This is a genomic window from Pseudomonas sp. B21-041 (assembly GCF_024748675.1).
GTDB lineage: Bacteria > Pseudomonadota > Gammaproteobacteria > Pseudomonadales > Pseudomonadaceae > Aquipseudomonas > Aquipseudomonas neuropathica.
This window is the reverse complement of the sequence record NZ_CP087175.1, coordinates 5,511,871-5,525,082: the sequence shown is the minus strand read 5'-3', so window position 1 is coordinate 5,525,082 and position 13,212 is coordinate 5,511,871. Positions and strand designations below refer to the sequence as shown.

General features: G+C 58.4%; 13 protein-coding genes. 9 read left to right on the top strand and 4 right to left on the bottom strand.

Going from position 1 to position 13,212, the window contains the following annotated elements; genetic code table 11:
- The first annotated feature begins 74 nt into the window (after positions 1–74).
- From LOY43_RS24570 to LOY43_RS24560, 3 genes are all read left to right on the top strand, one after another.
- Positions 75–1,517, top strand: coding sequence for a cytochrome ubiquinol oxidase subunit I (locus LOY43_RS24570; protein ID WP_095048726.1), 1,443 nt, complete (start codon positions 75–77; stop codon positions 1,515–1,517).
- Between the two features lie 3 nt (positions 1,518–1,520).
- Entirely contained in the window at positions 1,521–2,528 is a 1,008-nt protein-coding gene (gene cydB / locus LOY43_RS24565) for a cytochrome d ubiquinol oxidase subunit II (RefSeq protein ID WP_007909749.1), read from the top strand.
- 79 nt (positions 2,529–2,607) lie between these two features.
- On the top strand, positions 2,608–2,775 hold the full coding sequence (locus tag LOY43_RS24560; protein ID WP_095048725.1) for a DUF2474 domain-containing protein: 168 nt from the start codon (positions 2,608–2,610) through the stop codon (positions 2,773–2,775).
- A gap of 73 nt (positions 2,776–2,848) precedes the next feature.
- On the opposite strand, the gene LOY43_RS24555 is transcribed toward LOY43_RS24560, so the two are convergent.
- Together LOY43_RS24555 and LOY43_RS24550 are read right to left on the bottom strand one after the other, a co-directional pair.
- Positions 2,849–3,973: a class I SAM-dependent methyltransferase gene (locus LOY43_RS24555; protein ID WP_095125465.1), complete on the bottom strand. Its 1,125-nt coding sequence runs from the start codon at positions 3,971–3,973 to the stop codon at positions 2,849–2,851.
- Positions 3,974–4,150: 177 nt separating this feature from the next.
- Positions 4,151–4,864 carry an autoinducer binding domain-containing protein gene (locus LOY43_RS24550; protein ID WP_258708844.1) on the bottom strand — a complete coding sequence of 238 codons (714 nt, stop codon included), beginning with the start codon at positions 4,862–4,864 and terminating at the stop codon, positions 4,151–4,153.
- A 324-nt stretch (positions 4,865–5,188) separates the two neighbouring features.
- On the opposite strand from LOY43_RS24550, the gene LOY43_RS24545 reads away from it, so the two are divergent.
- The gene (locus LOY43_RS24545) at positions 5,189–5,965 is read left to right on the top strand and encodes a ferredoxin--NADP reductase (protein ID WP_095125464.1); all 777 of its coding nucleotides are present in this window, start codon (positions 5,189–5,191) and stop codon (positions 5,963–5,965) included.
- A gap of 46 nt (positions 5,966–6,011) precedes the next feature.
- Here the strand turns inward: LOY43_RS24545 and mscL are convergent, their stop codons facing one another.
- Positions 6,012–6,425 carry a large-conductance mechanosensitive channel protein MscL gene (gene mscL, locus LOY43_RS24540; protein WP_095048721.1) on the bottom strand — a complete coding sequence of 138 codons (414 nt, stop codon included), beginning with the start codon at positions 6,423–6,425 and terminating at the stop codon, positions 6,012–6,014.
- Between the two features lie 285 nt (positions 6,426–6,710).
- Between mscL and katB the strand changes: the two genes are divergently transcribed.
- The 3 genes from katB to radA are packed head-to-tail and all read left to right on the top strand — an operon-like array spanning position 6,711 to position 10,271.
- The gene (katB, locus tag LOY43_RS24535; protein ID WP_095048720.1) at positions 6,711–8,252 is read left to right on the top strand and encodes a catalase KatB; all 1,542 of its coding nucleotides are present in this window, start codon (positions 6,711–6,713) and stop codon (positions 8,250–8,252) included.
- Positions 8,253–8,312: 60 nt separating this feature from the next.
- Positions 8,313–8,858, top strand: coding sequence for an ankyrin repeat domain-containing protein (locus tag LOY43_RS24530; RefSeq protein ID WP_258708843.1), 546 nt, complete (start codon positions 8,313–8,315; stop codon positions 8,856–8,858).
- 45 nt (positions 8,859–8,903) lie between these two features.
- Positions 8,904–10,271, top strand: a complete 1,368-nt coding sequence (gene radA / locus LOY43_RS24525; RefSeq protein ID WP_007909773.1) for a DNA repair protein RadA — start codon at positions 8,904–8,906, stop codon at positions 10,269–10,271.
- Positions 10,272–10,399: 128 nt separating this feature from the next.
- Here the strand turns inward: radA and LOY43_RS24520 are convergent, their stop codons facing one another.
- A complete protein-coding gene (locus LOY43_RS24520; protein ID WP_220557021.1) occupies positions 10,400–10,768 on the bottom strand; it encodes a PilZ domain-containing protein in 369 nt (122 codons plus the stop codon).
- A gap of 159 nt (positions 10,769–10,927) precedes the next feature.
- Between LOY43_RS24520 and LOY43_RS24515 the strand changes: the two genes are divergently transcribed.
- Entirely contained in the window at positions 10,928–12,994 is a 2,067-nt protein-coding gene (locus LOY43_RS24515; protein ID WP_038361749.1) for a carbon starvation CstA family protein, read from the top strand.
- A gap of 15 nt (positions 12,995–13,009) precedes the next feature.
- Complete coding sequence (locus LOY43_RS24510) at positions 13,010–13,207, top strand: YbdD/YjiX family protein (protein ID WP_003228401.1); 198 nt, start codon at positions 13,010–13,012, stop codon at positions 13,205–13,207.
- The last annotated feature ends 5 nt before the right edge of the window (positions 13,208–13,212 follow it).

Sequence of the window (13,212 nt, the reverse complement as noted above, 5' to 3'; positions counted from 1 at the left end):
CTCCATATCCGTGGGGGCAGTAGGCGCAGGGGCCACAAGCCCGGACGCCGGTATTACCTGACAGAGGAAGACTTATGTTCGGTTTAGAGGCACTCGATCTCGCCCGAATTCAGTTCGCGTTCACCATCTCGTTCCACATCCTGTTCCCGGCCATCACCATCGGCCTGGCGAGTTACCTCGCGGTGCTCGAAGGCTTGTGGCTAAAAACCCGTAATGACACCTACCGTGATCTCTACCATTTCTGGTCGAAGATCTTTGCCGTCAACTTCGGCATGGGCGTGGTCTCGGGGCTCGTCATGGCCTACCAGTTCGGCACCAACTGGAGTCGCTTCTCGGACTTCGCCGGCGCCGTCACCGGGCCGTTGCTGACCTATGAAGTGCTCACGGCTTTCTTCCTTGAGGCCGGTTTCCTCGGGGTGATGCTGTTTGGCTGGAATAAGGTCGGACGTGGGCTGCACTTCTTTTCCACGGTCATGGTGGCCATCGGCACGCTGATTTCGACGTTCTGGATTCTCGCGTCCAATAGCTGGATGCAAACTCCGCAGGGCTTCGAGATCGTCAACGGTCAGGTAATCCCCACCGATTGGCTGGCGATCATCTTCAACCCATCGTTCCCGTATCGCCTGATGCACATGGCCACGGCTGCGTTTGTCGCCACGGCGTTCTTCGTCGGCTCTTCGGCGGCCTGGCACTTGCTGCGCGGCAAGGACAACCCGGCGATCCGCACGATGCTGTCGATGGCGATGTGGATGGCGCTGATCGTCGCGCCGATCCAGGCAGTCATCGGCGACTTCCATGGCCTCAACACCCTCGAACATCAGCCGGCGAAAATCGCCGCGATCGAAGGTCACTGGGAAAACAAAGGCGACGAAGCGACGCCGCTGATCCTGTTCGGCTGGCCGGACATGAAAGAAGAGAAAACCAAATTCGCCGTGGAGATCCCGTACCTCGGCAGTCTGATCCTCACTCACTCGCTGGACAAACAGGTCCCGGCGCTCAAGGAATTCCCGCCGGAAGACCGGCCGAATTCGACCATCGTGTTCTGGTCGTTCCGGATCATGGTCGGCCTTGGTTTCCTGATGATCTTCACCGGTCTGTGGAGCCTGTGGCTGCGTAAGCGCGACACGCTCTACACCTCACGGCCGTTCCTCTATCTGGCCTTGTGGATGGGGCCTTCCGGCCTGATCGCGATTCTCGCTGGCTGGTTCACCACCGAAATCGGCCGTCAGCCGTGGGTGGTCTACGGGCTGATGCGCACGGCGGATGCGTCTTCAAACCACAGCTTCATGCAGATGAGCATCACCCTGATCATGTTTGTGGTGGTGTATTTCGCCCTGTTCGGCGCAGGTCTCGGCTACATGATGCGCCTGGTGCGCAAGGGGCCGAAGATCAGCGAAGGCGCCGAGACGCCGGACGGTGGTCCAGGCAAGCAGCGTACGCCGGCGCGTCCTTTGTCCGCCGCCGACGATTCGGCCGATGCCGATCACGACACCCCCAGCCTGACCAAGGAGATTTGAGCCATGGGTATTGATCTTCCGCTGATCTGGGCCGTGATCATCATCTTCGGCATCATGATGTACGTGGTCATGGACGGCTTCGATCTGGGTATCGGGATTCTTTTCCCGTTCATCCCGGGCAAAGTCGACCGTGACGTGATGATGAACACCGTCGCCCCGGTCTGGGACGGCAACGAAACCTGGCTGGTACTGGGCGGCGCGGCGTTGTTCGGCGCGTTCCCGCTGGCCTATTCGGTAGTGTTGTCGGCGCTGTACCTGCCGCTGATCTTTATGTTGATCGGTTTGATCTTCCGTGGTGTGGCGTTCGAGTTCCGTTTCAAGGCCAAGGACGACAAGCGCCATCTGTGGGACAAGGCGTTTATCGGTGGCTCGGTGGCGGCGACGTTCTTCCAGGGCGTGGCGCTGGGCGCGTTCATCGACGGCTTGCCGGTGGTCAATCGGCAGTTCGCCGGCGGTTCACTGGACTGGCTGACGCCGTTCACAATGTTCTGCGGCGCCGCGCTGGTGGTGGCCTATGCCTTGCTCGGCTGTACCTGGCTGATCATGAAAACCGAAGGCAAGCTCCAGGAACAGATGCATGACTTGGCACGGCCATTGGCTTTCGTGCTGCTGGCCGTGATCGGTATTGTCAGTATCTGGACGCCGCTGGCTCATCCGGATATTGCCACCCGCTGGTTCAGCATGCCGAACCTGTTCTGGTTCATGCCGGTGCCGATTCTGGTGTTAGTGACAATGTACGGCCTGATCCGCGCCGTGGCGCGCAATGCCAACTACATGCCGTTCCTGCTGACCCTGGTACTGATCTTCCTCGGCTACAGCGGTCTGGGCATCAGCCTGTGGCCGAATATCGTGCCGCCGTCGATCTCGATCTGGGACGCCGCCGCACCGCCGCAAAGTCAGGGCTTCATGCTGGTGGGTACGCTGTTCATCATTCCGTTCATCCTGGGTTACACCTTCTGGAGCTACTACGTGTTCCGCGGCAAGGTCACCCATGAGGACGGTTATCACTAAGCGAAACCCTTTGGCAGCGAGCCTGCTCGCGATGGCGTCGGCAACGGCGCCATCGATCTGACTGATGAGGATCGAAACAATGACCGGCAAACATTCCCTGCACGACATTGAAGAAGCCGAAAAAAAACCGCTGTGGCAGCGGCTCGGCTGGTTGGCCTTGATCTGGGTCGGTAGCGTCGGCGTGCTGTTTATCGCCGCCAGCCTGATGCGCCTGTTCATGAACGCGGCAGGCCTGACCACGCACTGAATCATCCCCGTCCCGGCGCCTTCGGGTACGGCTTTGCAACCCTCCTCACGGAGGGTTTTTTTTGCCTTGAGGTTTACTTGCGCGCTTTAAGAATGACGAATTTCGGTGTGGCGGCCACTTGCTCGACGCCGCGGAACAGCCGCGCCAGTTTGCTGTGGTAACCCAGATGACGGTTGCCGACGATGTACAGCGCGCCACCCACCACCAACGCTTCGCGCGCCTGCTGGAACATGCGCCAGGCGAGGAAATCGCCCACCACCTGCTGTTGATGAAACGGCGGGTTGCACAGCACCACATCCAGCGACTGCGCTTCCTGTCCGGCCAGACCGTCGCCGGCTCGCACGATCACTTCGCGATCGCCCAGCGCTGCACGCCAGTTTTCCGTAGCCGATTGCACCGCCATGAACGACTCGTCGACCAGCGTGTAATGCGCATCAGGGTTTTGCAGGGCACTCGCGATTGCCAGTACACCGTTGCCACAGCCCAGATCGGCGACTCGGGCGCTGCCCAGGTTTTTCGGTAGGTGCGGCAGGAACGCACGCGTGCCGATGTCCAGGCCTTCGCGACAGAACACGTTGGCGTGGTTGAGCAACTCGATCGGTGGCTCGTCGAGGCGATAGCGTGACGGGTAGGGCGAGACGGCCGGGGGTTTTGCTTCAGGCGTGGCGATCAACAAGCGAGCCTTTTTCACCGCCAGTGAGGCTTGCACCGGACCAATGTAGCGTTCAAGCAGATCACCGGCGGCGCGTGGCAGGTGTTTGACCATGGCCGCTGCGACGACTTCAGCGCCGGGCGCGAGTTGCCCCTGCAAGCGGATCAGTTGTTCTTCCAGCAGTGCAAGGGTTTTCGGCACGCGGATCAGCACCCGATCAAACGGTCCGACCAATGGCTCGCTCGCGGGGATCCCGCGAACAGTGTCGAATGCCTGACCATTGCGCAGCAGGTTTTTTTCCAGCCCCTGGAAACCGAGGAATGAGTCACCGCTGCTACTGACCCTGACCTTGCCTGACAAACTGGCAGCCAACGCACCGAAGCTGTCGTTGAGCACCAACACGTGCGTGTCCGCCGCCGGTTGCTGCGCCGCCAAATGGTTAAGCAGGTACTCGTCAGCGGCATCGAAGGCTTGCAGCGGTTCGTTCTGCTGTTCGGGCTGGCGGATCAGGTCGAGTTGGGCAAAGGGCGTATCAAGCAAAGGCATGGGGCGGGAACTCAGGGTAATCAACGGGGTGTTCCACAGCCCTGACATTGTGCTGCGGCACCGACCGAGTGTACTGCAACGCCGAACGTTCACGTCATCACTCAGGAGGGTCGCGAATGGTACGTTTTTTTCTTGGTTATTACCTGCACGTTTTATAGGGGACGCAAGACTGCTTGATTAGATGATGCCGGCTCTGGCGGCCGCGATGACAGCGGAAATCTTGTTGCAGACGTTGAGTTTCTCGATGACGTTCTGCACGTGGTAGTTCACGATGCGTTCGCTCAGGCTGAGGATTTTCGAAATCTCATAAGCGGTCTTGCCGCCGGCTGATAATTGCAGAACCTCCAGTTCGCGGGGCGACAGGTGCGGTTGGCGGGGCTTGAGAGATTGGGGCGGCAGCGTCCGGGCGAACAGTTCACTCAGGTGACTGGTGGCGAAGAACATATAACCAAAATGTTCATACAACTCCAGAGGACTGATGGGGCAATGCTTGCGCGCCAGGCTGATAATGCTGCACAAACCGCTTTGCTCATGGTGGAACGACTGTGACCAGCCATATTGCAGTCCATATTGCTGCAAACCCTGCCAAAGCTGAGGCTTTTCTGCGAATACCGATTCGCTCCAGACGATGGGCATCATTGAGTGATTACAGTGTGCTATCAGTGGGTCGATTTTACTGTAATGTTTCTGATCATATTGTGCGTTCCATTCTTTGGGGTAGTTGTTGATTTGCAAGGGATCAAGACGTAGTTCCCGATTGGGTGAAGTAACCGAAATGGCACAAAAGTTAAAGCCCAGGTTTTCGGCGAATCTCAACAGAATCGTATAAGCAGCGTCTATATCCCTGGCGAAAGTCAGTTGCTTTAACTGCGACTCCTTCCAAGTTTCCATTACAGAATCTCCATTGGTATTACGGGGGGGGGTGCAAATGGATCCAAAAGATCCGGCACGCAACGGAGTGTAGGACGTTTCATACAAGGGGCATTAAATTTTTTCGATATTGATGGTGGTAATGTTTTTATAAAAGGTTCTTAGCGAATGACGGGTTTAGTATTCAGGTCGTCATCCTAAATTTCAGTTTTACATTTAATTTTATTTGATGAGTTCAGTTGCTATTCATTTAGGTGAAGAGTGGCTGAATGCCATTACTCATCGTCGGTGTTTAAGGCGACCAATATGCGCGACACTGGCAGCAATCGTTCAATGGAGTGCCCCATGACCGCCAGTGCCGAGAAATACACCACGCAGACGTTGCTTGATGTTCAACCCTTGACCCCAAGCCTGTTTACCTTGCGTACCAGCCGGGATGCAGGGTTCCGTTTCCGCGCCGGGCAGTTCGCCAGGCTCGGTGTGACCAAAGCCGATGGCAGCATCGTGTGGCGTGCCTATTCGATGGTGTCGTCGCCTTTTGACGAGTTTCTCGAGTTCTTTTCCATCGTCGTGCCGGGCGGGGAGTTCACCAGTGAGCTGAGTCGGCTGCAGGTCGGCGACACCTTGCTGGTAGATCGCCAGGCTTTCGGCTACCTGACACTGGACCGTTTCGTCGATGGGCGCGATCTATGGCTGTTATCCACAGGCACCGGGGTGGCGCCGTTTCTGTCGATTTTGCAGGACTTCGAAGTCTGGGAAAAATTCGAGCGAATCATTCTGGTGTACAGCGTGCGCGAGGCGCGGGAGTTGGCCTATCAGGCGTTGATTGCCGGACTCACGCAGCGTGAATACCTCAGCGAACATGCGCACAAATTGCAGTTCATCACGACGGTGACGCGTGAAGCGCATCCTGACGCATTGCACGGGCGCATCACTACCCTGATTGAAAATGGTGAACTGGAGCGCGCCGCGGGTGTGGAGCTGTCGGCGGAGCACTCGCGTGTCATGCTGTGCGGCAATCCACAGATGATCGATGACACGCGCGCGCTGCTGAAAAAACGCCACATGAGCCTCAGCCTGACCCGCCGGCCCGGTCAGGTGGCTGTGGAGAATTACTGGTAAACAAACGGCGCCTCGAAGGCGCCGTTGTTTCTATCGTGCACTGCATTCAGGGCCGGGTGTTCTGGGCCTTGAGCAAGTCGCGGATCTCGCCCAGCAACTCTTCTTCCTTGGTCGGAACCGGTGGCAGGGTAGGGGCCACGGCCTCTTCGCGCTTGAGGCGGTTGATCGCTTTGACACCCATGAAAATGGCGAACGCGACGATCACGAAGTCCAGAACGGTCTGCAGGAATTTGCCGTAGGCCAGCACCACTGCAGGCGCATTGCCTTCGGCGGCCTTGAGCGTGACGGCCAGATCACTGAAGTCGACCCCACCGATCAACAGGCCGATTGGCGGCATGATGACGTCACCGACAAACGACGAAACAATCTTGCCGAAGGCAGCACCGATGATGATACCGACGGCCATGTCGACCACATTGCCTTTGACCGCGAAGGCCTTGAACTCGCTTAGCACGCCCATAGTTATTTCCTTGTTACAGATGAGTTTGGTGTACGCAGTGTAAATCAGCAAAACGCGTCCTGCGCGAAACACCTTCTTACAATGCCCGTTTTTATCGACACATCAATCGACGATTAGTTTGCAAAGTGCCAGCAATCGCGCGCGAAATATACTGTAACTCGCTGATCGAAAAGCCAATTTTCTCAATCGTGGCGTTATGTTCTTTCTATTTATGTTCGACGCCGCAGGCCTCTAGCCTTGGGTTGGCGCACCTGGATGCGCCCAAAAAAACCAGAGGATCCTGATATGAACTCCGCACTTGGACTGGGGGCTTTTCCCCGTCGTCGCACCCTCGGCGTACTCACCGCCAGCCTTTTGACCTTCTCCGTAAACGCCGCGCCCCTGACCCGCGATAACGGTGCAGCGGTCGGCGACAATCAGAACTCGCAGACCGCCGGTGCCAATGGCCCGGTGCTGCTGCAGGATGTGCAGTTGATTCAGAAACTGCAGCGCTTTGACCGTGAACGCATTCCCGAGCGTGTGGTTCACGCCCGTGGTACCGGCGCCCATGGCACCTTCACCGTGACCAACGATCTCAGTGACCTGAGCAAGGCCAAGGTGTTCGCCACTGGCCAGAGCACGCCGGTATTCGTGCGCTTCTCCGCGGTGGTGCACGGCAATCACTCGCCGGAAACCCTGCGTGATCCACGAGGTTTCGCCACCAAGTTTTACACGGCTGACGGCAACTGGGACCTGGTCGGCAATAACTTTCCGACCTTTTTCATCCGCGACGCGATCAAGTTTCCCGACATGGTGCACGCGTTCAAACCGGATCCGCGGACTAACCTAGATGACGATTCTCGCCGATTCGACTTCTTCTCTCATGTACCGGAGGCCACCCGTACCCTGACCGAGTTGTATTCGAACTCGGGAACGCCGGCCAGTTATCGAGAAATGGACGGTAATGGTGTTCATGCTTACAAGTTGATTAACGCCAAGGGTGAAGTCCACTACGTCAAGTTTCACTGGAAGAGCTTGCAGGGACTTAATAACCTCACGCCAAAACAAGTCGCGAACGTCCAGGGTCAAGACTACAGTCATATGACCAATGATCTGGTGAGCAACATTAATAAAGGTAACTTCCCAAAATGGGACTTGTACATTCAAGTGCTGAAACCACAAGACTTGTCCAAGTTTGATTTTGATCCATTAGACGCCACCAAGATCTGGCCAGGTATTCCTGAGCGAAAAGTTGGACAAATGGTGTTGAACCGTAATCCGGCGAATGTCTTCCAGGAAACCGAACAAGTGGCCATGGCGCCAGCCAATGTAGTTCCGGGTATCGAACCTTCCGAAGACCGTTTGTTACAAGGTCGAGTGTTCTCCTATGCCGATACGCAAATGTATCGCCTGGGTGCCAATGCCCTGCAATTGCCGATCAATGCGCCGAAAGTTGCCGTGAACAATGGCAACCAGGATGGCGCGATGAACTTCGGCGCCAGCAACAGTGGTGTGAACTATCAGCCAAGCCGACTGCAGCCCCGTGACGAGACGCCAGGCGCGCGTTACAGCCAATCGGCGCTATCGGGCAGCACCCAGCAGGCGAAAATTCAGCGTGAGCAGAACTTCAAGCAGGCCGGCGATCTGTATCGCTCGTTCAGCAAGCAAGAACGCCGGGACCTGATCGACAGCTTCGGCGGCTCGCTGGCAACCACCGATGATGAGAGCAAGCACATCATCCTGTCCTTCCTTTATAAGGCCGATCCGGAATACGGCACTGGCGTCACTGAAGTGGCCAAAGGCGACCTGAGCCGGGTCAAGGCGCTGGCAGCGAAACTGGTCGACTGATACCGATGTAGCGCACGCGGGGCCTGAGTCAGGCCCCGTTTCGTTTAAAGGAGAATGCTGATGCGAAGCTGTCTTTTACTCTTGGCCGGTTGCCTGTCGTTCGCGGCATGGGCGGCACCGGTCGAGCAGAGTCCCGAGGCAATCCAGGCCCAACTGCGCGACTATTACTTCGATGCGGCCCGACGCGGTGATGTGCCGATGATCGACACGTTCATCGAGTCCGGGTATTCCCTCGACACCCGCGACAGCAAGGGTTACACCGCGCTGATTCTGGCGGCCTATCACGGTCAGGCTCCGGCCGTGGAGCGTTTACTTGCAGCCGGCGCCGATGCCTGTGCCCAGGATCAACGTGGCAACACCGCGCTGATGGGGGCGATTTTCAAAGGTGAAGTACAGATCGCCCGGCGCCTGATGGCCACCGATTGCAGCCCCGATCAGCGTAACGGTGCCGGGCAGACGGCAGCCATGTACGCCGGATTGTTCAAGCGCCTGGAATTGCTTGATGCGCTGAAAGCCAAGGGCGCGGACCTGAATGCCGAAGATCCGTTCGGTAATAGCGCCACGCGTCTGGCCAGTGGCGAAATCCGTAGTGCGGCGCCGCGCTGATCGTCGGCACGTGCGTTATCATCGCGGTTTTTGTCGGGGGTTCTGATGGCCAAGGCCAAGCGCATGTACGGCTGCACCGAGTGCGGCGCAACCTTTCCCAAGTGGGCGGGCCAGTGCGGCGAGTGCGGCGCCTGGAACACCCTGACCGAGACCATGATCGAAAGCGGCGGCGCCACAGCACCGACCGGCCGCACCGGCTGGGCCGGGCAGCAGGCGCAGATCAAGACCTTGGCCGAAGTCAGCATCGAAGAAATTCCGCGCTTTTCCACCGCCTCCGGTGAGCTGGACCGGGTCCTCGGTGGCGGTCTGGTCGACGGCTCGGTGGTGCTGATAGGCGGTGATCCGGGTATCGGTAAATCGACCATCCTGTTGCAGACCCTGTGCAACCTGGCCAAAAGCATGCCGGCTCTCTACGTCACCGGCGAAGAATCCCAACAGCAAGTGGCCATGCGTGCCCGGCGCCTCGGCTTACCGCAGGATCAACTGCGGGTAATGACCGAAACCTGCATCGAAACCATCATCGCCACCGCCCGACAGGAAAAGCCCAAGGTGATGGTGATCGACTCGATCCAGACAATCTTCACCGAACAGCTGCAATCTGCCCCCGGCGGTGTTTCCCAGGTACGTGAGAGCGCGGCGCTGCTGGTGCGTTATGCAAAACAGAGCGGCACGGCGATTTTCCTCGTCGGCCACGTCACCAAGGAAGGCGCGCTCGCGGGTCCCCGAGTTCTCGAACACATGGTCGACACCGTGCTGTACTTCGAAGGCGAGTCCGATGGGCGTTTGCGTTTGCTGCGTGCGGTGAAAAACCGTTTCGGTGCGGTCAACGAACTCGGTGTGTTCGGCATGACCGACAAGGGGTTGAAAGAAGTCTCCAACCCTTCGGCGATTTTTCTCACCCGTGCGCAGGAAGAAGTCCCCGGCAGTGTGGTCATGGCCACGTGGGAAGGCACACGGCCGATGCTGGTGGAAGTGCAGGCGCTGGTCGATGACAGCCATCTGGCCAATCCGCGTCGGGTGACGCTGGGGCTGGATCAGAACCGTTTGGCGATGTTGCTCGCAGTTTTGCATCGCCATGGCGGGATTCCGACCCATGATCAGGACGTGTTCCTTAACGTGGTGGGTGGCGTGAAGGTGCTGGAAACGGCGTCTGATCTGGCGTTGATGGCGGCGGTGATGTCGAGTCTGCGCAACCGGCCATTGCCGCATGACCTGTTGGTGTTTGGTGAGGTCGGCCTGTCCGGCGAAGTGCGCCCAGTGCCGAGCGGTCAAGAGCGGTTGAAGGAAGCGGCGAAGCATGGCTTCAAACGGGCGATCGTGCCGAAGGGCAATGCGCCGAAGGAATCCCCACCAGGCTTGCAGATCATTGCCGTGACCCGCCTTGAACAGGCCCTTGACGCGCTCTTCGAATAACTTGAACCCACTGCATAACCTGTGGGAGCTGGCTTGCCAGCGATTGCGTTCTGTCCGTCGACATATTCGTCGAGTCTGAAATCGCTATCGCTGGCAAGCCAGCTCCCACAGGGGATTTGCAGTGATGGCTAGATTTCGATCAAGGCACCCAGTTCGCGTTCCAGCTCCTGCGGGTCACCCAGGTTGAACTCAATCAAGCGCCGCAGGCGTTCGATGGACTCCAGGCTGATGTGCTTGCAGACGAAGCCGAGCTGGCCATGGTCGTCGTGGGTCAGTTGCACATCCATCTTGATGCCGACCTCATCGTTGAGATGAATATCGACCAGAAAATGCCGCTCCCGATCACCTAGCCACGGCTCGGGTTTATCGATCAACAGCCCCTTGAGCGACAGATCAATCAATTTGACCGGCCAGATGTAATCGCCCTGACTCAATTCAGTCTTGGCATCGAACGCGATACGTTTGAAGCGGCGACGCTCAGCTGGGTGCTGGCTCATGGCGCAATCCTCACGAAGGTTTGCTGACTATAGACCGCGAATGCGGGCGCCAGCCAATTGCTAAAGCGTCTAGACCAATGTCGGGGTATGGCCTTTGTCGCCGTAAGCGCTAAACTCGGGGTGGCTGTCTTTCTTGTCCACCCTGGCTGGAATAATAAAATGAAAAATAATAATAGCCTGCTACGCCACTTACCCTGGCTAGTGCTGGCAATCGTAGGAGCGTGCGCCCTGGGCGTAGTGGCGTTGCGCCGCGGCGAGGCGATCAACGCCTTGTGGATCGTGGTCGCCGCTGTGGCCATTTATCTGGTTGCGTACCGTTACTACAGTCTGTTCATCGCCAACAACGTGATGCAACTGGACCCGCGTCGGGCCACCCCCGCCGTGCTCAACAATGATGGTCTGGACTATGTGCCGACCAACAAACACATTCTTTTCGGTCACCACTTCGCCGCGATCGCGGGCGCCGGACCTCTGGTCGGCCCGGTGCTGGCCGCGCAGATGGGCTACTTGCCCGGCACGCTCTGGCTGATTGCCGGCGTGGTGCTGGCGGGCGCGGTGCAGGACTTCATGGTGCTGTTCATGTCGACCCGGCGCAACGGCCGTTCCCTGGGCGACATGGTGCGTGAAGAAATGGGCCGCGTGCCCGGCACCATTGCCCTGTTCGGCTGCTTCCTGATCATGATCATCATCCTCGCGGTGCTGGCGCTGATCGTGGTTAAAGCGTTGGCCGAGAGCCCGTGGGGCATCTTCACCGTAATGGCGACCATCCCGATCGCGATGTTCATGGGCATTTACATGCGCTACATCCGCCCGGGCCGCATCGGCGAAATCTCCGTGGTCGGCGTGTTGCTGCTGCTCGGGTCGATCTGGCTCGGTGGGCAGATTGCTGCTGATCCGGTGTGGGCCAAGGCGTTCACCTTCACCGGCGTGCAGATTACCTGGATGCTGGTCGGTTACGGTTTCGTCGCTGCATCGCTGCCGGTTTGGCTGATTCTGGCACCGCGCGACTACCTGTCGACGTTCCTGAAAATCGGCACCATCGTCGCCCTGGCGATCGGTATTCTGGTGACCATGCCCGAGCTGAAAATGCCGGCGCTGACCCAGTTCGTCGATGGCACTGGCCCGGTGTGGAAGGGCGGTCTGTTCCCGTTCCTGTTCATCACCATCGCTTGCGGTGCGGTATCGGGCTTCCACGCATTGATCTCTTCGGGCACCACGCCGAAGCTGCTGGATAACGAAACCAACGCTCGCTACATCGGCTACGGCGGTATGTTGATGGAGTCGTTCGTGGCGATCATGGCCATGGTTGCCGCGTCGGTGATCGAGCCTGGCGTGTACTTCGCTATGAACAGCCCGGCTGCTGTGGTCGGCAGTGACGTCGCTTCGGTTGCGCAAGTGGTTTCCAGCTGGGGCTTCGCGATCACGCCGGAAGCGCTGCAAGCCGTGGCGCATGACATTGGTGAAACCACCATCCTGGCCCGTGCCGGTGGTGCGCCGACCCTGGCGGTCGGTATCGCGCAGATCCTGCACAGTGTCCTGCCGGGTGAAAACACCATGGCGTTCTGGTACCACTTCGCGATCCTGTTTGAAGCGCTGTTCATCCTGACGGCTGTGGACGCCGGCACCCGTGCCGGGCGTTTCATGCTGCAGGACCTGCTCGGTTCCTTCGTTCCGGCGCTGAAGCGCACCGAATCGTGGACCGCCAACCTGATCGCCACCGCCGGTTGTGTGGCGATGTGGGGCTGGTTGCTCTACCAAGGCGTGATCGATCCACTGGGCGGCATCAACACCTTGTGGCCGCTGTTCGGTATCTCCAACCAGATGCTGGCCGGTATTGCGCTGATGCTCGGCACCGTGGTCCTGATCAAAATGAAGCGCCAGCGCTACATCTGGGTCACTCTGCTGCCGGCTACCTGGCTGCTGATCTGCACCACGACCGCGGGCTTCATCAAGCTGTTCGACGCCAACCCGGCGATCGGCTTCCTGTCGCTGGCCAAGAAATACAGCGATGCGCTGGCCAACGGTCAGGTGCTGGCACCGGCAAAAAGCGTCGAGCAGATGCAGCACGTGATCTTCAACGCTTACACCAACGCAACGCTCACCGCGCTGTTCCTGTTCGTGGTCTTCAGCATCCTGTTCTATGCGCTCAAGGTCGGCATCGCCGCTTGGGGCAAAAAAGAGCGTACGGATAAAGAATCGCCATTCCAGGCCCTGCCGGATGCGTAACCAGAGGATTGCAGCATGTTCAATGACCTGAGTCGCCTCGGTAAATACCTCGGTCAGGCCGCGCGCCTGATGGTCGGCATGCCCGACTACGACACCTACGTCGAGCATATGCAAACCAAGCACCCGGACAAGCCGGTGATGAGCTACGAGATGTTCTTTCGCGAACGTCAGGAAGCCCGTTACGGTGGCAAGGGTGGGCCGAAGTGCTGTTGAGCTGA

Coding starts and splice junctions, on each gene's coding strand:
- LOY43_RS24570 (WP_095048726.1), top strand. CDS start 75: ATGTTCGGTTTAGAGGCACTCGATCTCGCCCGAATTCAGTTCGCGTTC.
- cydB (WP_007909749.1), top strand. CDS start 1,521: ATGGGTATTGATCTTCCGCTGATCTGGGCCGTGATCATCATCTTCGGC.
- LOY43_RS24560 (WP_095048725.1), top strand. CDS start 2,608: ATGACCGGCAAACATTCCCTGCACGACATTGAAGAAGCCGAAAAAAAA.
- LOY43_RS24555 (WP_095125465.1), bottom strand. CDS start 3,973: ATGCCTTTGCTTGATACGCCCTTTGCCCAACTCGACCTGATCCGCCAG.
- LOY43_RS24550 (WP_258708844.1), bottom strand. CDS start 4,864: ATGGAAACTTGGAAGGAGTCGCAGTTAAAGCAACTGACTTTCGCCAGG.
- LOY43_RS24545 (WP_095125464.1), top strand. CDS start 5,189: ATGACCGCCAGTGCCGAGAAATACACCACGCAGACGTTGCTTGATGTT.
- mscL (WP_095048721.1), bottom strand. CDS start 6,425: ATGGGCGTGCTAAGCGAGTTCAAGGCCTTCGCGGTCAAAGGCAATGTG.
- katB (WP_095048720.1), top strand. CDS start 6,711: ATGAACTCCGCACTTGGACTGGGGGCTTTTCCCCGTCGTCGCACCCTC.
- LOY43_RS24530 (WP_258708843.1), top strand. CDS start 8,313: ATGCGAAGCTGTCTTTTACTCTTGGCCGGTTGCCTGTCGTTCGCGGCA.
- radA (WP_007909773.1), top strand. CDS start 8,904: ATGGCCAAGGCCAAGCGCATGTACGGCTGCACCGAGTGCGGCGCAACC.
- LOY43_RS24520 (WP_220557021.1), bottom strand. CDS start 10,768: ATGAGCCAGCACCCAGCTGAGCGTCGCCGCTTCAAACGTATCGCGTTC.
- LOY43_RS24515 (WP_038361749.1), top strand. CDS start 10,928: ATGAAAAATAATAATAGCCTGCTACGCCACTTACCCTGGCTAGTGCTG.
- LOY43_RS24510 (WP_003228401.1), top strand. CDS start 13,010: ATGTTCAATGACCTGAGTCGCCTCGGTAAATACCTCGGTCAGGCCGCG.